The following is a 22,621-nucleotide window of genomic DNA, read 5'->3' as shown; positions in this document are numbered from 1 at the left end:
GGCGGTGATAAGATGCAATTAAAATCATTATTGACCTTTTTTAATTTAATATTATTGAATATTCACACTATTTTATTTTTGTTAGGATTGGTTTTAATATCAACTGCAGCGTTTTTATTTAATACAATTGTAGGATTAGTGATTACAGGTGTATTTCTTATTATCATCGCCTTATTGCTTGATAAAGGTGGTGATAAATAGAAATGTTGTTCGGAAAACGAAGAGAAACACGCTCATATAATTATCAATTCGTTTTGGATTCCATCGTAGCAGCATCTATAGAAAATGACTCATTTGGCGGTATCAGAGCTTTGAGACATTCTGATGTTTACACTGCTATACAAGTGATTTCAAATGGATTAGCAACCTATCCCATTGAGTTAAAACAGAACAACATCGCAGATAATCAAAGTGACTTATATTATTTATTAAACATCAAACCAAATCGTAATATGACAGCGTTTCAGTTTAAAAAAATAATGGCTGTGCAAATGTTGTTAACAGGTAACTCATTTGCACAAATAAAAAGAGCAAACGGAATACCAGTAGAATTGCAGTATTTGCCGTATGGTCAGATGTCAATAACGACTGATGGTGTAAATATTAACTATACATTTAATCCAGAAAGTGGTGGTTCAATTAATTTAAAACCAGATGATGTTCTGCATTTTAGATACAATGTTACATCAGACGGATTAATTGGTATATCTCCGTTACATTCTTTGGTCAATGAGTTAAAGTCACAAGAATCTACACGTAAATTAATTACATCGTTCTATAAAGGTGCGTTAAATCCATCTGGTATCTTAAAAGTCCACGGTGGTCAATTGGACAAGAAAGCAAAGGACAATATTCGAGATGCCTTTGAATCATCCAATACGGGCGATAATGCAGGAAGAACGCTTGTCATGGATGATACAATGGACTACACACAGTTAACAGTAGATAATTCCATTCTCCAATATATTGCTTCCACCAACAATATAAACACAGCAAGTGTTGCAAAAGCTTTTAATATTCCATTGTCAATGTTCCAAATTGACGAAGCGCACACATCAAATACACAGGCAGAATCAACCTTCCTCAAATACACACTTCAACCGTTATTTTCCAATTGGATTAATGAGTTAAACGTAAAATTGTTAGATTATCAAGATATTAGAATGGGTAAAACATTTACTTTTAACGTGGATAGTTTATTGAAATTAGATCCACAGCAATTGTCTGAAACCATTATTAAACAATTGCAAGCAGGTATTATTTCATTTAGACAAGCTCAAGAAAAATTAGGTTACATACCTTCTATCGGTGATCCGAATATTGATAAACGTATTGTTTCGCTTAATTATACGTATGCTGAATCGCTAGGAGATAACGTAAAAGGTGGTGATACTAATGGATGAATTGGAAAAACGGTATTTAGATGTCACCGATTTGGAGACAAGAGCAGATGAATCCAAGAAGATTATTGAGGGTTATGCATTAAAATTTAACACTTGGTCAAATGATTTAGGCGGTTTTATCGAGACAATTAAGCCAGAAGCATTAAAAGATACTGATATGAGTGATGTAAGAGCATTAATTGATCATGACTCCAGTAAGGTGATTGGTCGAACAACAGCAGGAACATTACAGCTTAAAGTGGATGATGTTGGATTGCATTTTAGATGTGAGTTACCTAATACGTCTTACGCTAATGACTTATATGAGAATATCAAAGCAGGTAACATCAATCAGTGTTCTTTTGGATTCATTATTGATGATAATGGCGACGAGTTTAGACAAGATCCGAAAACAGGAATGTATCAAAGGACGATCAAGAAGATTAAAAGTTTATTTGATGTTTCAGTTGTTACTTATCCGGCTTATGAAGCAAGTTCAGTTGCTGTTGCAACAAGAAATTTAAATCAAGTAAAACAAGAGTTTGAAAAACGAAAAGAGTTATTACTTTTTCAACTAAAACTAGATAAGGATTTTTTGGAAGTCGCTGATTAACAGTGGCTTTTTTTTAATGCAAAGAAAGGATGGATGTTAAATGTTGGATGAAAAAATTAAGGAATTACGTTCTCAGTTAAATGAAAAACGTGAAGAAGTCAACGCAAAAATTAATGAAGCGCAAGAAAGAGCAGCAAATGGAGATTTGCAGGGCGCTACTGATTTAAAAGCACAGATTGATGAATTGAAACAAAAGATTACTAGTCTCCAAGATGAATTGAAACAGCTTGAAGATTTAGCTGGATTGCAACCAGAGGACACATCGCAAGATCCTCAACCACAACAAGAACAAAAATCAAATCAAAAAAAAGGAGAAATGAGAAGTATGCCAAAAGAAAAAGAAATTTTGAAACCTGAAAACGAAGAAGTACGAGCATTCGAGCAATATATTCGTACAAAAGGAGAAGAACGCGCAGGAGTAAAAACAGTTGATGCACAAGCTGTTATTCCAGAAGATATTCAAATTGCTCCGCAAGAAACTCCAGAAACGGTAGTTGATTTACGCAAATTGGCTAATGTTGTATCTGTAAATCGTGGTAGTGGTTCTTATCCAGTGTTAGCTAATCCATCTGATGTATTACTAAGTGTAGAAGAGTTAGCAGAGAATCCAGAATTGGCAAAACCTAATTTTACGGAAATTGATTATAAAATTGTCACTTATCGTGGCGCAATTCCGATTTCTCAAGAAGCGTTAGAGGATTCAGGTATTAATTTAGCTAGTTTGGTATCAAAACACATCCAAAAACAAGTTTTAAATACTTCTAACGCCAAAATTGCCGAAGTTTTAAAATCTTTTACAGCAAAAACAGTTACGAATTTAGACGATATTAAACACATTTTAAATGTTGATATTGATCCTGCTTACAATGTGTCTATTGTTTGTACACAAAGTTTCCTAAATGCTATCGATACGATGAAATCCAATGATGGAAAATATCTTTTGCAGCAGGACATCACAGCACCATCAGGCTATAAATTATTTGGTCGTAATGTTTTCGTTGTAAAAGACGAATTACTAGGTGTAGCAGGAGACATGAAAGCATTTATCGGCGATGTTGGAGCAGGTGTATTCTTTGCAGATCGTAAACAAGCATCTGTGCAGTGGGTCGATAACTATATTTATGGACAAATACTTGCATCATTTATTCGTTTTGACGTTAAACAAGCCGATGCAAATGCGGGGTATTTTGTAACTCTACAATTACCAACCGAAGGATAATCTAAGGGAAGATGATTCAATTCATCTTCCTTTTTGAATTGTAGGTGATGATATTGGAATTAACACAACTAAAGAATTATTTAAGAATAGATCATGATTTAGACGATGATCTTCTCACATATCTTAAATCGGTAGCAGAATCATACATACAAGGTTCTATTGATAGCACAGACGATTCCTATAAAATTGATCCACGTTTTGATTATGCCACAGCACTTCTCGTTTCTCACTGGTATGAAAACAGATCTGCAACCTCTGATATTAATTTACAGGATATACCATTTGGTGTACAAGCAATTATCCAACAATTAAGAGGGCTGATTAACAATGCCTAAAAAAATAACGTCTGCAGGGAAAATGAATGAACGTATTACATTTTATAAAAAAGTACAGACGAAAGATGATTATGGAACACCAAAGATTGATGACGAACCAGTCTTTTCATGTTGGGCTAGTGTTAGAATCCAGTATTTAAAAGAAATTCAAGTAACAGTTGGTACTGCACTGGAAAACACTATCACATTTGTGATTAGACATAAACAACCAGCAGAAATTAAGAATGACATGACAGTTAAACATAATGGCATTAGATACGAGATTGTAAGTATTAATCCTGACTTACAAAACAAAGAATTTGATGTGATTATCTGCAAGGCGGTGTCTTAATTGGGTGTTAAAATTGATACTAAAACAATTGATCAAGCATTAAAAAGGATGGTTGTACAAGAAAATAAAGTTAGAAATAAAGGTTTAAAAGAAGCAGCAAAAGCCGTTGCTGAAAGATTAAGAAAAAATACACCTATTGACACGACAGATGGCAATGAAAAGCACATGAAAGACGACATTGCTATTTCCGGTGTTGACCAATATGGTGAAATTTATGTCGGATACGGAAAAGAAACGGCTTGGCGCGCTCATTTTATTGAAATGGGAACAATCAAACAACGCCCTCAACATTTTATTGAGCGAACAGAAAAAGAAATGCAAGAAGAAATTATGAGAATTATGGCAGAAGAATTTAAAAGGGGGTTAGGATTGTGACACTCCCTGTTAAAGTAGTCTATGACTTGTTAATAAATGATGAAAATATCACAAGCCTTATAAATCCAGACATGATTTTTACAATTGATGTGCCGGAAGATTATCAAAAAGTAGAAAATGCACCGATTGTAAGAATCAATGAAATTAGTGATTATCAACAAGATTTTGCATCAAATAAACCTTTTTCTCTCGTTTTTAGTGTTCAGGTCGATGTTTGGGCAAAAGATTTAAAGACATTAGACAATATTCAAACTGCATTAGATACTCTAATGTCTAATAATTATTGGAGTCAATACAATGGGGCATTAGATAAAGATCCTGACATTGATTTATTTAGATTGCTAAGACGTTATCGAACAACACAACATATTGAATTTGGATAAACTCTCATTTTGAGTGTTTTTTATTTTAAAAATTTGAAAAGGAGATTGATAATACATGGCTACACTTGGATTTGAAGAAGTAATGATTGGAATTCACGATGGAGATACAGAGACAATTAAAACAGTATATACAATTAATGCACAAGAAGGTGGCACAATTGAAGCAAAACTAAGTGGGTTACAAGCACAAGCTAATACATTATATGCTTCTAATGTGCCATTCTTTGTATCAGCAGTTGGTACAGGAACGCCTAAGTTGGATTTAGATACTGCTGATTTATCTGACGAAGTGATTGCAGCTATTTCTGGTGCTAAATTTGAAAATGGTGTTATTCAATTGGGTGCTGATACTGTTGCACCATACGTTTCGGTTATCTTGAAAACAAAGGGACTTAAAAATGATAATATCTACATCGGATTACTAAAAGGAGTATTCGGACATCCTGACGGTGCAGACCTTAAAACTGCGGAAGATAAAGGACAAGAAGCCGATACTACAGATGGTTCTTTGAGTGGTTCCTTTGTAAGCAGAAAACTGGATGGTTTAGTCTACGCAAAAGGGCGTACATCGAATACGGGTTTTGACTTTGAACAATTTAAATCGTTCGTGTTTAACGGATATACAGGTACTACAGGAGCGTAATGATTTAAGCTAGGCACTTAAACGGTGTCTAGCTTTTATTATTGTACAAAAAATAATAAAGGTGGTTAATAACATGCTAAAAATTGAATTATATAATCCAGAAACTGACGAAACAAAAACATATACTGAAAACTTTGTGTCTGCAAGATCTTTGAGAAAAGTAATCGAATTTGGAATGAAAACGGAAAAAGGCGAATTGAACGAACTTGAACAGTTAGATGAATTGGTTGCACTTGTAGCAAGTTTATTTAGAAATGAAGAAGTGAATTATGATTCCATTTTTGATGGAATTGCTGCAGATAAAATCGGTGATGTATTAAATGAAATCATTACTCAAGTAATGGGTGGAGAAGCGAAAAAAAAGCAAGCGATGGAACAAGTAAAACAGGCGACAAAATAGAAGAAATCTCTTTTGAAGAATACTTGTCTAATTTAAATAAAGTTTATAGAAATCTTATAGAAAATGGATGGACGTATAATGACATCGAAAATATGGATATTCACGGCTTTTTGAATTTAATGGATGATAATTCAAATAGTAAAGCAAGATATGACGATATAGAAGCATTTTACAACTCTATTTAATGGGGAGGTGAGTCTTTTTGGCAGGAAATAAACCTTTAGGGAACATGGTCATAGGAATCTCGCTCGAAGGAACGCAGTTTGCTAATTCTTTAAAAGGTATTAGAAATCAAATAAAACAAGCTCAAAGCGCGATGAAGGCTAATCTTGAAGTATTTAAAAATGCTGGAGACGAGTATGGCAAATTAGAACAACAAGTAGACGATTTAAACAGTGTCATGGCTGTAAATCAAAAACAAATCGAAATTTTGAGAAAAAAATATGCTGAAGCAGCTAAAACCTATAAAGCAGGTGATAAAGAATTAACTAACCTTGCAAAACAGTTAAATGACGCTGTAAGAAAACAGAGTGCGTGGGAACGTCAATTACAACAAACTAAAAGTAGATTAGAAGAATTAAACAACAGTAATAAATCCTTTGCTAATCATCTATCCACAATTGGCAGTAGTTTAAAAGACAGTCAATCAAAAGCAAGTGAATGGTCTGGCGCATTAACCAAAGCCTTTACAGCCCCTATTGTTGCTATTTCTGCTTTAGGTGCAAAGATTGGTTCGGAAATATCTAATATTTCAGCCAGCATACAAGCCATGACAGGCGCTACAGCAGGAGAAGCCAGAAAACAAGGCAACATTGCTGGTCAAGTTTGGGCAGAAGGATTCGGTGAAAGTACAGAGCAAGTTGGCGAAGCAGTAGTAAAGATTAAACAAAACTTAAAAGGAATCGATGACAGTCAGTTAAAGAGTGTGACAGAGAAAGCATTAACACTCTCTAAGATAACAGGTGCTGATTTAGAAGAATCTTTACGTGGTATTAACGGACTGATGACCAACTTTGGCATGTCAGCCAATGAAGCATTTGACTATATGGTTGTTGGCGCACAACGAGGGCTTAATAAATCAGGTGAATTAGAGGATAACATTGCTGAATACAGCCAATTATGGGCGCAAAATGGCTTTTCAGCAAAAGAAATGTTCGCCATTTTAGATAACGGTCTAAAATCGGGGGCGTACAATTTTGACAAAATTAACGATTTATGATTAGTCGCTCACATAGGCAACTATGTGATGAAAACCCTGTGAACCTAGAAATCTAGGGTGTGGTCATATTGACTGCTAACGATGAAAGCCTAAGTCCGAAAGGATATGGTAACATCGTGCCAAGCCGAGTAATCGGAAGGTGTAACGACTATTCCATACGGAAGTAGCTTTAAGGTGAAATTCCTTATAGCGAAGTGCAGGGCAACCCATTGGGTTGAAGAGATAGTCTACTCCGACTCTTGAAATAAAGAGTGTTAAAGTACCACGAAAGTGGCGGTATAAAGGTTTGTCAAAGAATTTGGAATTAGCTTGACTGATGGACGTTTTGAAAAAAATATAGGTCAATTCTCGAAAGGAACACAAGAATTGTTCCAAAAGTTTAAAGATGGCAAAGCAACAACAAAAGATGTATTTAACTCTGCCATTAATGACCTGAAAAACATGAAAAATCAGCAGGATAAGCTGACTTTAGCGTCTAATCTTTGGTCAGCACTTGGCGAAGATAACTCTATAAAAGTTATCGAATCCTTAAATAATACCAATCATGCTTTTGATAACGTTGCAGGTGCAACAGATAAAGCATCAAAAGCATTAAACAACACACCAGTTGCTAAATTTAATAAAGCGTGGAGAGAACTGCAACTAGCATTAAAGCCAGTTGGTGACACTCTACTTAACATTGGAACAAAAATATTAACACCAATTACTAACGAAATTAAGAAATTTGGTGAAGTATTTAAAAATATGTCTCCAACTATGCAAGGTGTAACTGTTGGAATTGGTGCATTCCTAGCTTCATTAGCCCCGATAACAATGGTTATGGGCATGGTTGCAGGTTCATTAGGTAACATTTTAATGATTGCCCCAAAAATTGTAAGTGGCATTAAACTCATTACTGGTGCTGTCAGATTGATGAACCTAGCATTCTTGGCAAATCCAATAGGATTAGTGGTTACAAGTATCGGACTGCTAGTTGGTGCATTTGTCTTAGCATACAACAAAAGTAAACCATTCCATGATTTTGTTAATAATCTGGCTTCAACAATCAAGGAAAAAGTAAAGCCAGCATTTGAAATGTTAACCAATGCTGTCAAAGTTGCAATGACAGTAATAACGCCAATTATTAAAGTGGCAATGACACTGATTAAATCAATCATTGTAGGCGTATGGGATAACATTAAAGGTGTAATAACTGGTGCTTTAAATGTCATCATGGGCATTGTTAAAGTGTTTTCTGGATTGTTTACTGGTAACTGGCACAAGATGTGGGAAGGTATTAAACAGTTATTCAAAGGTGCATTTCAGTTTATTTGGAATGGTATGCAATTATTATGGTTTGGAAAGATGCTTAAAGGTGCATTATCCTTTATTGGACTGTTTAAAAATGCGTTTAAAAACCTATGGAACGCAATGAAAAATATCTTTTCCGCACCTATTAAGTGGATTGTTAACTACACCAAAACTTATTTCTCCAACATTAGTAAAAATTCCACAACAATCTTCAATGGAATGAAAAACTCCATTAAAACTATTTGGAATGCCATCAAAAATCACATCATTGACCCTATTAAATCAGCATTTAAAACAGTAACAAGCACATTGTCTAATTTGAGAACAAGAGCATTAGACATTTTTAACGGTTTAAAAGACGGTGCAGGTAAGATTTGGAATAACATGATAGAAACATTCAAAAAATTACCTTTAAAAATGGCAGATGCATTGAAAAAAGGTGCTAAATCCATCGGAAACGCCATGAAAACTGTTTCTAAACTTATGCTTGAAGGACTTGCAAAAGGTGTAAATGGTGTTTCATCTGGAATTAACTGGATTTTGGATAAAGTACACGCACCTAAAAAGCTAAGAATACCAGAATGGCACATTCCTAAGTACGCAAACGGTACTGACAACCATGAAGGCGGTTTAGCTGTTGTATCTGATGGTGTCGGTAAGAACAAACGTGAGTTAATTGCGTTGCCAAACGGTCAAATGTTCCTTTCACCAGAGAAAGAAACTATCTTAAATCTTCCAAAAGGTTCATCTGTTTTAAATGGTGACGCAACAGCACAACTATTAAACATGTTACCAAAATATGCTAGTGGTAAAGGCTGGCTACAATCTACATGGGATAAGGTCAAAGGTGTTGCATCCAAAACAAAAGATGTTGTTAAAGATGTTTGGGAATATGCTTCTAATCCTAAAAAGCTAATTGAAATTGCAATTAACAAGTTTACTAATCTGTCTGGAATCGTAAATCCAACATTAGGCATTGTTAAAGGTATGATTAACCTTGTTAAAAATGGTGCTGTCAATTGGATTAAAAAACAGTTAGATTTTGGTGGCGGTAATCCTCCTGGTTCTGGCGTTCAAAGATGGCGTCCATATGTCATTAGAGCCTTAGAAATGAACGGTCTTTCTACATCTGAAAGTATGATTCAAAAGGTTTTAAGACAAATAGCCACTGAATCAGGCGGTAATCCTAGAGCAGTCCAGCACGGCTATACTGATATCAACACCATTCGTGGGGATTTAGCTAAAGGTTTAATGCAAACCATTAGCGCAACATTTAACGCTTATAAATTCCCTGGACATGACAACATTTTCAACGGCTTTGATAACCTATTAGCTGCCTTAAACTATGCAAAACATAGATACGGCCCATCACTGAGCGCATTAGGTCAGGGGCATGGTTATGCAAATGGTGGATTCGTCACGACAGAACAAATTGCAAGAATTGGCGAAGGAAATAAGCCGGAAGTTGTTATTCCATTAACAAAAAGAGCAAGAGCATTACAGCTTCTTGCTAAAACACAACAAATTTTGGATGTACCAAATGGTAGCCAAGTTGTTGTAAATAATGATTATGATGAAATTATTGCACGACAAGATGCACAAATAAACCTAATGCAACAACAAATTGACCTTTTAACACAGTTATTGTTGAAGAATCAAACAATAGAAGTGGATGGTAGAGCGTTAGCACGAACAACATCCAAATACATGGACGAAGAGCTAAAGAGACAGAAATTAAATAAAACAAGAGCATCTGGGAGGGTGAGCTTTGCATGACGACATCATACTTACTTGATGTTATTTACAAAGGTATAAGATTGTCTAATTACTGTTTTATTACGGAAATCCATCGTGACGTAATGCCCCCTCTCGAAAATGTCACGATGGATATTCCTGATAAAATAGGAACCTATTTTTATAGACGAAAAGTCAATCCACGCACATTTAGCGTGGATACAGACTGTCGACAAATCCGAAAAAACCGGATTTGCCGACAGTCTTTTTTTGTATAATTAAGATACCGTAATGAATTGAGGTGGATGAAGTGCTAACAAAAAATACACAGATGAATCGTGATCAAATAGAAATGATAGCTTTAGACCAACTTGTACCTGCAGATCATTTGGTTCGTAAAATCGACGCTGCTATTGATTTTTCATTTATCTATTCGCTTGTTCAAGACATGTATTCATCGGAAAGAGGTCGACCAAGTATTGATCCAGTTGTATTGATTAAAATGGCTTTCATCCAATATACCTTCGGTATTCGTTCCATGCGAAAAACTATAGAGGAAATCGAAACGAATCTGGCTTACCGTTGGTTTCTTGGATTTGGTTTTTATGATAAGGTACCTCACTTTTCAACGTTTGGGAAAAACTACGAGCGACGCTTTAAGGATACAGACTTATTTGAACAGATATTCTATCGCATTTTGAAAGAAGCTGCAGATAAGAAGCTGATAAGCAGTGAGCATGTCTTTATTGATTCTACTCATGTCAAAGCGAGTGCGAATAAGCATAAATTTGTGAAGAAAGTGGTTCGAAAAGAAACGAAAGCCTATCAAGCACGTCTACAAGATGAGATAAATGCTGATCGAGAAGCACATGGAAAAAAGCCATTTCCTCCAGATAAATTTGGGAAAGAAGAATATAAAGAAATAAAAGAAAGTACCACTGATCCGGAAAGTGGTTACTACGTAAAAGACGAGCGAACAAAACAGTTTGCTTACTCATTCCATGCTGCTGCGGATCGAAATGGCTTTGTTTTGGGGGCTATTGTAACGCCAGGGAATATTCATGACAGTTCCGTATTGGAGCCACTTCTTGAAAAAGTCATAGAAAAACATGGAAAACCGGCTGTGGTTGCTGCTGACGCTGGATATAAAACTCCCGCCGTTGCCCAATACATATTTGAAAATGATATGACCCCTGCTTTACCTTATACTCGCCCTCGTACAAAGGATGGTTATTTCAAAAAACATGAGTATGTTTACGATGAATACTACGATTGTTATCTTTGTCCGCAAGGACAAGTGTTAAAATATGCAACTACGACGAAGGAAGGCTATCGTCAATATTTTTCTGATCCAGTCCAGTGTAAAGATTGTCCATTCCTTTCGAAGTGCACCCAAAGTAAGGAGCATAAAAAACTGATTCAGCGACATGTATGGGAATTTTATTTAGAGGAAGCTGATCATCTTCGGCATACACAAGAGAATAAGAGCATTTATGCAAGACGGAAAGAAACCATTGAACGTGTTTTTGCTGATGCAAAGGAAAAGCATGGTATGCGTTGGACAACTTTAAGAGGTTTAAAAAAATTGTCCATGCAGGCGATGCTAACTTTTGCTGCAATGAATTTGAAAAAGATGGCTTGCTGGACATGGAAAAGTCCAGCAATAACATAAAATAGACCCCTGGAGGGGTCTATTCCAAACATTTGAAAGCATAAAAGTGACAAAAGGCATCCGAAAGCGCACATTCGGATGCCTTTTGTCTACACTCTGAATCCACGCACATTTAGCGTGGATATTTTTATACCTGATCCATTTGAAGAAAATCGACAGGCATTAGCGAATGTTTTAGAATCCGATTCTTTGGTACCAATCGAATTCACTGATCATCCTGGTATTGTTTATGAAGGAATTTTTACGGGTTCATCGGATATTTCAAAATTAAATTATCGAGAAGGAACAGCAACCTTACAGTTTTTCATTCCGTATCCATACGGAAAAGGTGAAAGTTATATAGCACATATTCCAGCAGATACTAATGTACAAGATATTTCTGTTTATAGCGGAGTGGAAACATTCCCTGTCGTAACAGCCACGTTTTTGGAAGATACACCAGCTTTTGCGATCGCATGCGGTGAAAAATATTTGCAATTGGGGAATTTTCAAACGGTAGAAACTACACCTGTTCCTAAAGAGCAATTAATATTTTTTGAAGCATGTGAATCTTTAAGTGGATGGACAGCCTTAAACGGAACTTTTGAAGAAATTACACTTAGTGGTCAAATTAATTCCAATGGATATTCTTTTAGTCTATTAAATGTTGGTGAAGGTTCGGCGTGGCATGGAGCCGCATTAGCCAAAGGGCTGTCCGAACCTGTACAAGATTTTGTTTTTCAAGCAAAAGTGCAACATCGTTCAACTGGCTCTAATCTTGAAAAGCAGATGGGTAAAATAGATATTTATTTCCGCAACGTAGCCGGTGAGTCAATTGCAAAACTCACGCTTAAAGATGATAGTCCAGTTGCATATCTAAATAATGCCCAAGCAGGGCTTGGATACTACGGAAGAAGAGATATTATCTTTGATCGAAAAGTGAAAAACTTAAATGATTTTGATGGGTTGATTCGTATGAGAAGAGAAGGGAAAGCCATCAATGTTTATTTTGGTCAAATTCGCAATGGCAAAGAAGAATGGTCTACTTCCACTCGTATTATTGATTCAAAAAATGAATTCACCGATAAGATAGCATCCATTGTCATTGCTTTATCAGTTCATGGAACAAGCCCTGCAAGCACCATGTATATTGAGGATTTGAAACTGTGGAAAATCAATCAACTGGATGATGATGCGGATGTTGATCTAGTGTTTAATGCAGGTGATGTTCTTACAATCGACATGGAAAAAGGAAGTATATACCTAAATAGTGTGAATGCTATTCAATACATGGTTCCAGGATCGCAATTTTTTGGTTTGAGTCCTGGTACAGAAACAATTGGAGTAATACCAGCTGGTGCTGTTGAAGTTGATATTCAGTATGACAGCAGGTATTTGTAGGTGGTGAGAAATGAGTAATAATATGATCTATATCATTGATTTTGATGGGAAAGTACAGGGAGTTCTTTCAAATGAACTCCCTTCTTCTATACCTTTTTGGGAAGATATGTATGTAGAAAATATCGAAGATGCACAATCAACTTATGAGTTTAAATGTCCAGCCGATGGAACGGAATCTATCAAAGTTGAAAATTATGTAGCCATTCAAGACTTAGATGGTCAGTTAGTGTTGTTTAAAATTCGAGAAATCCAAACATTTCGAGACTCGGATGGAAAGCTATATAAACAAGTCTTTGCCGAAAATGCTGCACTTGAACTTTTAAAAACAATTGTCCGTCCCCGATCGTTTAGCGGTGTTACAGCCACACAAGTTTTAACTGATATTCTTCAAGGCACATTGTGGCAAGTTGGAATCGTTGAAATAACCGATGTGAATAATATTGAATTTACGGACTACATTACCGCAATTGAAGCCATTCAAAATATAAAGGACACGTATGGTGGAGAAATAAGGTATAGGGTTGAGCTTAATGGCGGACAAATTTATAAGAGAAATATTGACCTGTTACAACATCGCGGTCAATATACAGGGAAACGGTTTACGTATAGCAAGGACATTAAATCCATTACTAGAACCGAAGATACAAGCGAACTTTACACTGCTGTCATTGGATTGGGGAAGGCCGATGAAAATGGAGTTGTACCAACTATTAAAGATGTAACAGGTACTTTCACAAACAAAAATGGCACAACCGTCACTAAATACGCTGGACAAGACTATATTGGTGACCCCGATGCATTGGCTCGTTGGTCTGATGATGGTCAGCATTTAATGGGTGTTTTAAAAACAGAAGAAACAGTACCATTTGTAATTTTGCAAAAGACATGGGAATTTCTACAACAGCATACAGAACCGAAAATGACTTACGAAGTGGAAGTTGCACTTCTCGAACAAATTTCTGGTTATGAACATGAGAAGGTAAGGCTAGGAGATACATTGATCGTTGAAGACCTTGAATTTGATCAGCCTTTAGTGTTAGAAGCAAGAATAACAGAAATGGGTATTAGCCAAGCTGACCCCAATCAAAATTATGTGAAGCTTTCAAACTTTGTTGAAATGGAAATCACTGTTGAACAACAATTAGAAGATTTAATGAATACGGTTAAACAAAGACAAGCGTATTGGGATAGTGCTAAATCTGTTGCTAATAATGCACAAGAAGTAGCACAACAAGCACAACAAACAGCTACAGACGCACAAAGTACAGCAAATAATGCTCAAGAGACAGCCGAAAATGCGGAAAATACAGCCAATAGTGCTTTAGAAACGGCAAATGAAGCTAAAGAAAAGGCTAACACAGCTTTAGAATCTGCAAACGGTAAGAACACCAACTACTATGGTCAAAATGAGCCGTCTAACCCTAAAAACGGGGATGTTTGGTTTGTTGAAGATGCTGAAGGTAATGTAACGGCTATAAAACATTATGACGGTAGCCAGTGGGTGTTGGATGTTGATAATTCCATTATTGAACAAGCACAATCGGACGCTGAAAATGCATTAACACAAGCAAATAATGCGGTAAATCAAGCAAATAATGCGAACAGCAACGCCCAAGAAGCCATTAATCAAGCACAATCTGTCTTTGATATGGCTCAAGATGCTTCTACAAAAGCAGATGAAGCAACAAATCAAGTTTCCACTCTATCACAAACCGTACAAGGCTTACAAAGCACCGTTGCAAATAAAGCAGATCAATCAACCGTTACACAATTGGCTAGTGTAGTAGATACAAAAGTAAGTAAAACAGATGCAGATGCTAAATATGCTACCCAATCACAGCTAACCCAAACGGCTGATAGCTTAACAAGTACAATTAATAGTGTTCAAGAGGATTTAAACGACTTTGAATCTTCAACCAATTCCCAAATCAGTCAGCTTTCTAATGATATTAACTTGAGAGTACAAAAAAATGATGTTATTAATCAAATCAATGTATCAACAGAAGGTATATTGATTGACGGTAAAAAGGTGCATATTACTGGTCAAACAACCATTGATAATGCAGTCATTAAAGATGCAATGATTCAAAGTGTTAGTGCATCCAAAATGACAACAGGCACGTTAGATGCAGATAAAGTAACAGTTAAAAATCTTACTGCTAGTTCCATCAAATCTTTAAACGGTTTGAACATTAATAATCAATTCGTTGTTGACTCAAGTGGCAACGTAACCTTTAAAGGAAATTTAAACGGTGCAAATGGCAACTTCAACGGTGATGTCGTTGCAACAAGCCCAGTTAATGCGGATGGTGTGCAACACGTTGCAAGATTGACTGATGGGCGTGTGGAAATTGAAACATACGAAAATGGGAAAAGTATTGGCTTTATTAAATTTAATTCTGACGGAATTAACACAAGCCGAGATGACAATTTAAGCAGAATGGGGTTAACAATAGGTGCTGACGATATTTGGATTACACCAAATCAAGGTACACATGGCAAAGTAAATGTAGATGGCGGAATAAATGTTTCTGGTAATGCCACCATAAACGGAACTGTCACAGCATCAAGCAACAACGTCTATGTTGACCCTAACAAACTTGTAACTAACATGGTTGAAATCGGAAATTGCGGTGTTAGTGGCTGGAATCCTGCTGTTTCTGGCGTTTTTGCAGGTACATGGCAACCATTCAGAGTGAAAAAAACCTATACGCCATCGGCTATCAATCTGACAACAGGAGACAGCAACCTAACAAATTCAACAGGTATTCTGACCACCAGCATAACAATTTATGGCTTTTGGTTATATATTACAAATCAGCAGGCAACAAGTGCTTTTAGATATTGGAGGGGGACATACAGTGCTTAAAGAAGTTAATGACACAACAATCACTATCGTATGTAATAATTGCAACCATAAATATCAAGACAACATTACAGGCAAAAAGCTAAACTATGTAGAAGAATTTCAACAATATGAGAATTATGCTGTTATATGCCCAAACTGTTCCGTTATCGAAATTTTTAACATGAATCTTCCAGATGAACAAGAAGATTATCCACTAGAACTAATGCCACTGGATGAGCAAATTAATAGAACAAACGTTAGAAAGCTAAAAGAACTTCTATTAAATGAATAAAAAAGGGGGTGAAAGAAGGTGAATGTACAACACCTTCTTTTTTGTCGTAAAGGAGAGATAAAGAAAATGTTTAAACTTGGACTTATTACAACACTCATAGGTGTTCCATTAGCTTTTTTATTCGGCACATGGACGCCACTAATGGGTGTTTTATTAGTTTTTATTGCCCTTGACATCATTACAGGAATCACAAAAGGCTTTTATGACAAGGCATTAAGAAGCAGAAAAATGTCGCAGGGCATGATCAGAAAAGCAATGATTTTTGTTGTTTTGATCATTGCAAACATGATTGACATTGCAATGTTTGGCGGAATGCCTGTTGTGAAATCAGCAGTATTATCGTTTTACATAGGTATGGAAGGCTTGAGCATATTAGAAAACTTAGGGCAGATGGGCGTTCCACTTCCTGCTTTTGTTAAGAAATATCTTCTCGTTTTAAAAGATAAGGGGCAGACATTAAAAGAATCTGACGAAAACAAAGAGTAAAAGGAGTAATAAGAATGGGCAAGATTGTAGATTTATCGCACCATCAGCCTTCTAATAAAATAAATTGGTCTTTGGCTTCTAAAGACATTGATCTGGCTATAATTCGTGTGCAATACGGTTCTAAGGATGAAGATACAGAACACAAAAACCATGTGGCAAATGCTAAAAAGTACGGTATTCCATTCGGGCATTACGCTTATGGTTGTTTCGTAAGTGTAAATGATGCAATTGTTGAAGCAAATGACTTTTTAAAACGTGCAGATAAAGAAGCTAAATTCTTAGTATTAGATGTGGAAAAGGATACGGTTAAAGCATGTGGAACTAAAAACCTTGCACAAGCCAGCCAAGCATTTATTGATACATGTAAAAAAGCTGGGTTTAAAGTCGGTCTTTATGTAAGCCATGAACTATACAAGCAGTATGGAATGGATAAAGTTAAAGCTGACTTCTTATGGTTACCGAGATATGGAAGTGATAACGGTACACCACAAACAAAACCTGCTTATCCTTGTGACCTTTGGCAATACAGCCAGAAATGCAAGGTAGCTTGGTATGATGGTTTTGTTGATTTGAACTTACTGAACGGTTCTAAGCCATTAGAATGGTTTACTGGTAAGCAAGCGCAAGCAACAGCAACAACCACACAAAAAAATAATACAAAGAATGGAGCGACAAAGATGTATCAGCCTTCAAATAACGAAATGATGGAAGCAACTTTGAGAGTATTAGGAAGATTGTCTAAGAAAGACCCAAATGGGATTAGTCCAGATTGGTACAAAAAGGCTCAAAACGGTGAAATTTCACTAGATGATTTAATTGGGTTGCTTTATGTGGCGTTAGATCGTGGGCTTATTCAAGGTAAGTGATTTTAGCATATTTTTAGATTCTCTTTTTTTACCCCATCCAATTGAGGATGGGGCCAGAGTGTAGACAAAAGGTATCCGAATGTGCGCTTTCGGATGCCTTTTGTCACTTTTATGCTTTCAAATGTTTGGAATAGACCCCTCCAGGGGTCTATTTTATGTTATTGCTGGACTTTTCCATGTCCAGCAAGCCATCTTTTTCAAATTCATTGCAGCAAAAGTATCTTTGCCAGCATTTCATCCATCTCTATTTTTTAATGACACACAAAACATTCATGATCGTCTCTCTCCCAACCCGTGCATGAAAATAGTTCCTTCCCGTCCATATTGGTAAAGACACAAACAGTTCATAATACGTGGCTTTTTTTGGTGGTTCGACCCTGAACACAAAACTGTTTGAGTGAATTTGGTGTTCAACCCTTTGTTAGCTCTTTCCAAATGGAAGGATGACTACGTACAGAAAAATGCTTATTTTCAAATTCACTCACTGTTTGTGATCCTATCTTTATGGAGTGATTGGATGGAAGTATTTATTGAAAGATGTGCAGGATTGGATGTTCATTCAGAAACCATAGTGGCTTGTGTTCTGATTGGTTCAAAGGATGATGAACTAATTAAGGAAACAGAAACCTTTCCGACTTTGACCAAAGATTTATTCCGGTTGTTAAAATGGCTCGAAGACCATGATGTGACCCACATTGCGATGGAAAGTACGGGAGTCTACTGGAAACCCGTGTTCAATATCTTAGAGGACTTCTTCGATATAACCCTGGCGAACGCCCAGAGGATTAAAAACGTACCTGGAAGGAAGACGGATGTTTCTGACGCTGAATGGATTGCAAAATTATTGCGCCATGGATTAATTGAAAAGAGTTTTGTCCCTCCGGTAGATATTCGGGAGCTGCGTGATTTAACAAGGCTGAGAAAGAAATGGATTGGCCACGTAACTTCTGAGAAGAACAGGATTCAGAAAGTATTGGAAGCCTCAAATGTTAAATTAAGTACGGTCATTTCAGATGTGTTTGGGGTTTCAGGAAGAAAGCTGCTCAATCGCCTCATCGAAAAAGGATATGTAGATGTAAAGGATGTTGAAGAAAGAATTCATGGGAAAATGGCTTCGAAAAAGCAGCAGATTGCGGATTCCTTATTTGGAACAATAAACGAGCATCAGCTTTTTCTGATTCGTCAGTCCTGGCAGCACATTGAATATTTGGAATCCCTCATCACCGAAATTGAACAAAGAATTGATGTTTTATTACAGAAATATCAGGAAGAACTTCAATTACTTCTAACGATACCCGGCATTAAGAAAGACACAGCAGCCGTCATTATCGCCGAAATGGGTGTAGATATGAGTCAGTTTCCTACATCACAACATTTAGCATCATGGGCGGGAGTGTGTCCAGGGAACAAAGAAAGTGCAGGAAAACGGTATAGTACAAGGACGGTAAAAGGGAATCCACATATCAAATCCGCCATGTGCGAGGCGGCTTGGGCAGTGTCAAGATGCCGAAACAGATGGTTAGCAGCAAAATATTGGTCATTGGCAGCACGAAGAGGAAAGAAAAAAGCACTCGTTGCCACATCGCATCGAATGCTTCGGATCATTTACTCCATGCTTATCAACAAGGAGGCTTTTAAAGAAAAGCAAATTAACTAGTATAACCAAAGTCAAAAAGATTTATACAAAGTTACCTCCCACAGGTAGCTCTGCTTTCTTATTGACTTTTTTCGGTCTTTGTTTAGGTTTGCCTGCTTCCGCCCGTAATATACGAGGAAACCTAGGAAATTATTTTCACAGAAAAAAGCTGTCGGCAAATCCCGGTTTCGGATTTGCCGACAGTCTGGATGGGGCTTTTTTATGCCTTTTTATTAAATGGATTTTACCATAATTAGGGCAATTTTCTAGTTTTTTGTGATAGTATTGTATCAAAAGAACTAGGAAGGATGGTTTAATTAGTGAATAAGATTGGTTTAATTGTTATCATTTTTTCTATTTTATTAATAGGTTGCAGTAGTGATAAAGTTACTACTCAACAAAATTCTGAAACAAAACATAAAGAAGAAAAACTTAGCAAGATTGATCAGATTGCCAAAAATATGTTAGAAGGGGACACTGATACTACTGAACTTGTCACTGACAAGAATCTTCCGAAAGACGAAAGTGATTTACTTTTTAATTATGGAGAATTAAACAACTACTTAGATAGAATCGTTGAAAATAATGAAATCAGTGTTAATGATAATATAAGTTCAGCCATTTCAATGAGAATCCAGAATATAATTAATAATAAAGTCAATGCAAATGGAAAGTATAAATATTTAGATCGTTTAATAGACAAAAAAATAAATCCATTATTAAATTTATGGCATTCCAATGAAGTTGACATAGGAATGTCTGAAAAAGATTTATTAATTTCTTGTGGAGTGCCAATCGAAATTAACCGTACAGTTACATCAAACGGCTCAAGCGAACAATGGGTTTATCCAGATATTTACGTTTATGTTGAGAATGGAGAAGTGACTTCATTTCAAGATTAAATACTGACCACTATGAGCTTTTAAACTTTTCTCAACCCTACCAACCATGTATGGTAGGGTTCTTTTTATGTCTATTAATCTTTTGACAAAAGACAAATCCATAAAAATATAAAGAAAGATTAATCATTTTTTTATCAAACATTTAAATCTTCCTTGAAAAATAGTCTTACATAATGTATATTCTTCTTAACGGGAAAAGTGGTTTTGGATTATATTAAAAACGTTGATATATCAATGTTTTTAAATGATGTTGATATATTATCTATTATTTTTTCCCAAAAGAAAATTAATCAAATGATGAACGCGATGAACAAACAGTTTAAACAATAAATGCTTTGGACATCTAAAGGATTTCTGTATTATTGAGTTCACGTTCAAGTGAATTTCAAAACTTAAGAGCATCAATTGGTTAATTTTTCATCGGAATTTTCCATTTTTATCAGATTAATTTTTCCTATTTAAGTAAAGACTATTCTTTTCTATGGAAACGTGACCAAAGAAAGGAGTAGTCTTTTTTATTTATTTGGTATAAGCAAACCCATAGATTGTAAACTGTCTAGCAAGCTGCAATCGGTCGCATTTCCGGATAAATCATGATTCTTTCAAATGTGAATGGTGTTTTGATTCGTTCGGGTCTTTACCGCAGATTTTACGTTTTCCTAGACAGGGCGAGACAGCTATGCTACTCTTTTTGTTATCAGATTATTTCGACTTATCGCTCTCGTTTTTCCTTCGACTTTTGTGGTTTTGATCGTTCCTATTTAAGAAAAGTCTCTAATCACTTTTTTATAAAAAATGGGAGGTCTTATCATGGCGGCAATAGAGGATTTTTTGAAGTTAGATATTCGTATTGGTACGATCATTAAGGCAGAATCTTTTCCAGAGGCACGAAAACCCGCTATAAAATTAGAAATTGATTTTGGGGAATTGGGTATTAAACGTTCATCAGCCCAAATTACAAAGAGATATGAACCGGAACAGCTTATTGGACGTCAAGTAGTCGCAGTAGTAAACTTTCCCGCCAGACGAATTGCAGGTTTTAAATCGGAGGTTTTGGTGCTTGGCGGTATTCCGGAAGAAGGGGATGTGGTACTCTTAAAACCGGATGAACCTGTTAAAAATGGTACACCGATTGCCTAGGACGTTCGAGCGACTAATGTTTTAACAAACATCATTTTTGAGGAACAATCGGAAATGAATAGTTGAAAACATTCAAAGTAAGCCACCCAGGAACATCCGGTGGCTATTCGTTTGATTTGAAAAGCTTCTTTCTATACTTTGATTTTACGACATCTTGCTATAAGAATATTTTTTCCGTTTCCTGAAAAGTGCAAACAGAGATTCTTTTTTATTAATCCATATTTGTTACAAATCTAGGTGGTTATTCTTTCTTTTCGCATATTTCCTATATTTTTTATTACTTGATATAATTCCCCATTGCCCTAGTAAAGTGACTAACACAAGACAACCGGCAGCAAACGGAATTTGAGAAGGTGTCAATCCTGATAGCATTGCAAATCCAAAAAGAGCGGAACCTACAGCGCTACCTAAATAATTGGCGGAACTATTTAATGCAACAGAAGCGGCACCATGATTCGGATGCAATTGAAGTAATGCATGTTGCTGTGGCGATTGTGAAGCCCACCCCATCGCTCCCCAGAGAATGAAAGAAAGGTAAGAAAGTGAAGGAAGTTTCAGACCAAATGGCAGACTGAACATGGCGAAAGCCATAGTGGCTAGAATACAGATCATAAGTATGTCTGGCCGTCCTGTTCGATCGATTAGAGCACCAATGGAAAAGCTCCCAACAACGCCGCCGATCCCCCATGCCCAAAGATAGGGTGTGATGAATTGAATGTCTGCCACATTTTGCAATATGGATGCAGTATACGTGTAGAGACCTAAGCTGGCAGTGCTGGTCAAAAAAGTGATACTAATAATTGCCGCATTCCGTCCATTTGCTATCATGGCAACACGTTGACGAAGTGATGGTGGAGACGAAGCTGGAAAACTTGGAAACCATATCATGATTCCAAACATGGCAACAAGACCTAAAACAGTAATAAACCAAAGAGTTGCATGCCAATCGAGATGTTCAGCAATGATCAATCCAAGCGGAACTCCTACAACGGTTCCTGTGCTCATGCCGCCTAGCATCATACCCAGAGCTCGACCGCGTTTCTTTTTGGAAACGAGGGAAGCAGCAGCAGTTGCGGCCAAAGGGGAATAAAGACCAGCTCCAATTCCTGCAACTGCACGAGCTATAAGCAGCATGGAGAAACTCGAAGCTATTGCACTAGCCCCATTTCCTAATGAGAAAACTGCTAGTGCCCATACTAAGATTCTGCGTATTGATTTTCCGGACAACAATGTTGCAAAAATGGGTGCAGCTAATGCATAACAAAGTGTGAAGACACTTACCGCTTGTCCCGTTTGTGATGCGCTTATTCTAAGCGTTTTCCCGATATCCGGCAACAAACCAGCTATTACATAGGCGTCAAATCCAAGAGTGAACATACCTATTGTGAGGAGAAGAATTTGTCGCATACTAACCTCCATTTTCATTGAATCATTCTTTTTGAATGGAACCTTCGTAATTTCACTTTACAAGAATC

At 36.4% G+C, this 22,621-nt stretch carries 23 protein-coding genes; 22 read left to right on the top strand and 1 reads right to left on the bottom strand.

The window, feature by feature from the left end:
• Positions 1-12: 12 nt before the first annotated feature.
• From NST81_RS09315 to csaA, 22 genes are all read left to right on the top strand, one after another.
• Entirely contained in the window at positions 13-201 is a 189-nt protein-coding gene (locus NST81_RS09315) for a hypothetical protein (protein ID WP_341029545.1), read from the top strand.
• A gap of 2 nt (positions 202-203) precedes the next feature.
• Positions 204-1,403 carry a phage portal protein gene (locus tag NST81_RS09310; RefSeq protein ID WP_341029544.1) on the top strand — a complete coding sequence of 400 codons (1,200 nt, stop codon included), beginning with the start codon at positions 204-206 and terminating at the stop codon, positions 1,401-1,403.
• Positions 1,396-1,995 carry an HK97 family phage prohead protease gene (locus tag NST81_RS09305; RefSeq protein ID WP_341029543.1) on the top strand — a complete coding sequence of 200 codons (600 nt, stop codon included), beginning with the start codon at positions 1,396-1,398 and terminating at the stop codon, positions 1,993-1,995. The genes NST81_RS09310 and NST81_RS09305 overlap by 8 nt, the downstream gene beginning before the upstream one ends.
• A gap of 40 nt (positions 1,996-2,035) precedes the next feature.
• Positions 2,036-3,214, top strand: a complete 1,179-nt coding sequence (locus NST81_RS09300; RefSeq protein ID WP_341029542.1) for a phage major capsid protein — start codon at positions 2,036-2,038, stop codon at positions 3,212-3,214.
• Positions 3,215-3,267: 53 nt separating this feature from the next.
• Entirely contained in the window at positions 3,268-3,549 is a 282-nt protein-coding gene (locus NST81_RS09295; protein ID WP_341029540.1) for a head-tail connector protein, read from the top strand.
• Positions 3,542-3,880 carry a phage head closure protein gene (locus tag NST81_RS09290; RefSeq protein ID WP_341029539.1) on the top strand — a complete coding sequence of 113 codons (339 nt, stop codon included), beginning with the start codon at positions 3,542-3,544 and terminating at the stop codon, positions 3,878-3,880. Before NST81_RS09295 ends, NST81_RS09290 begins: the two co-directional genes overlap by 8 nt.
• Positions 3,881-4,255, top strand: coding sequence for an HK97-gp10 family putative phage morphogenesis protein (locus NST81_RS09285; RefSeq protein ID WP_341029538.1), 375 nt, complete (start codon positions 3,881-3,883; stop codon positions 4,253-4,255).
• Positions 4,252-4,638: a hypothetical protein gene (locus NST81_RS09280; protein WP_341029536.1), complete on the top strand. Its 387-nt coding sequence runs from the start codon at positions 4,252-4,254 to the stop codon at positions 4,636-4,638. Before NST81_RS09285 ends, NST81_RS09280 begins: the two co-directional genes overlap by 4 nt.
• Before the next feature lie 55 nt (positions 4,639-4,693).
• Positions 4,694-5,281 (top strand): major tail protein, encoded by a 588-nt coding sequence (locus tag NST81_RS09275; RefSeq protein WP_341029535.1) that lies wholly within the window; start codon positions 4,694-4,696, stop codon positions 5,279-5,281.
• 73 nt (positions 5,282-5,354) lie between these two features.
• Entirely contained in the window at positions 5,355-5,681 is a 327-nt protein-coding gene (gpG, locus tag NST81_RS09270; protein WP_341029534.1) for a phage tail assembly chaperone G, read from the top strand.
• A gap of 202 nt (positions 5,682-5,883) precedes the next feature.
• Positions 5,884-6,900, top strand: a complete 1,017-nt coding sequence (locus NST81_RS09265) for a phage tail tape measure protein (protein WP_341029532.1) — start codon at positions 5,884-5,886, stop codon at positions 6,898-6,900.
• A 309-nt stretch (positions 6,901-7,209) separates the two neighbouring features.
• On the top strand, positions 7,210-9,966 hold the full coding sequence (locus NST81_RS09260; RefSeq protein ID WP_341029527.1) for a transglycosylase SLT domain-containing protein: 2,757 nt from the start codon (positions 7,210-7,212) through the stop codon (positions 9,964-9,966).
• Positions 9,963-10,202 carry a distal tail protein Dit gene (locus NST81_RS17630; RefSeq protein ID WP_445662359.1) on the top strand — a complete coding sequence of 80 codons (240 nt, stop codon included), beginning with the start codon at positions 9,963-9,965 and terminating at the stop codon, positions 10,200-10,202. The genes NST81_RS09260 and NST81_RS17630 overlap by 4 nt, the downstream gene beginning before the upstream one ends.
• Positions 10,203-10,234: 32 nt before the next feature.
• Positions 10,235-11,596: an IS1182 family transposase gene (locus NST81_RS09255; RefSeq protein WP_341027798.1), complete on the top strand. Its 1,362-nt coding sequence runs from the start codon at positions 10,235-10,237 to the stop codon at positions 11,594-11,596.
• A gap of 78 nt (positions 11,597-11,674) precedes the next feature.
• A complete protein-coding gene (locus NST81_RS09250; protein WP_341029524.1) occupies positions 11,675-12,976 on the top strand; it encodes a phage distal tail protein in 1,302 nt (433 codons plus the stop codon).
• 10 nt (positions 12,977-12,986) lie between these two features.
• Positions 12,987-15,845, top strand: coding sequence for a phage tail spike protein (locus tag NST81_RS09245; protein ID WP_341029522.1), 2,859 nt, complete (start codon positions 12,987-12,989; stop codon positions 15,843-15,845).
• Positions 15,838-16,116 (top strand): hypothetical protein, encoded by a 279-nt coding sequence (locus tag NST81_RS09240; RefSeq protein WP_341029519.1) that lies wholly within the window; start codon positions 15,838-15,840, stop codon positions 16,114-16,116. Before NST81_RS09245 ends, NST81_RS09240 begins: the two co-directional genes overlap by 8 nt.
• A 66-nt stretch (positions 16,117-16,182) precedes the next feature.
• Positions 16,183-16,602 carry a phage holin family protein gene (locus NST81_RS09235; RefSeq protein WP_341029516.1) on the top strand — a complete coding sequence of 140 codons (420 nt, stop codon included), beginning with the start codon at positions 16,183-16,185 and terminating at the stop codon, positions 16,600-16,602.
• A 14-nt stretch (positions 16,603-16,616) separates the two neighbouring features.
• Positions 16,617-17,468, top strand: a complete 852-nt coding sequence (locus NST81_RS09230) for a GH25 family lysozyme (protein WP_341029514.1) — start codon at positions 16,617-16,619, stop codon at positions 17,466-17,468.
• A 517-nt stretch (positions 17,469-17,985) separates the two neighbouring features.
• Entirely contained in the window at positions 17,986-19,125 is a 1,140-nt protein-coding gene (locus tag NST81_RS09225; protein ID WP_327805871.1) for an IS110 family transposase, read from the top strand.
• Between the two features lie 299 nt (positions 19,126-19,424).
• Positions 19,425-20,006 carry a hypothetical protein gene (locus NST81_RS09220; protein ID WP_341029511.1) on the top strand — a complete coding sequence of 194 codons (582 nt, stop codon included), beginning with the start codon at positions 19,425-19,427 and terminating at the stop codon, positions 20,004-20,006.
• 810 nt (positions 20,007-20,816) lie between these two features.
• The gene (gene csaA / locus NST81_RS09215) at positions 20,817-21,146 is read left to right on the top strand and encodes a chaperone CsaA (RefSeq protein WP_048623383.1); all 330 of its coding nucleotides are present in this window, start codon (positions 20,817-20,819) and stop codon (positions 21,144-21,146) included.
• A gap of 225 nt (positions 21,147-21,371) precedes the next feature.
• On the opposite strand, the gene NST81_RS09210 is transcribed toward csaA, so the two are convergent.
• On the bottom strand, positions 21,372-22,553 hold the full coding sequence (locus tag NST81_RS09210) for an MFS transporter (protein WP_341029507.1): 1,182 nt from the start codon (positions 22,551-22,553) through the stop codon (positions 21,372-21,374).
• Positions 22,554-22,621: the final 68 nt, after the last annotated feature.

The organism is Bacillus sp. FSL W8-0223 (assembly GCF_038006805.1).
Lineage (GTDB): Bacteria > Bacillota > Bacilli > Bacillales > DSM-4216 > Bacillus_O > Bacillus_O smithii.
Note: the sequence above shows the minus strand (reverse complement) of the source record. Positions and strands in the feature narration are given on the sequence as shown.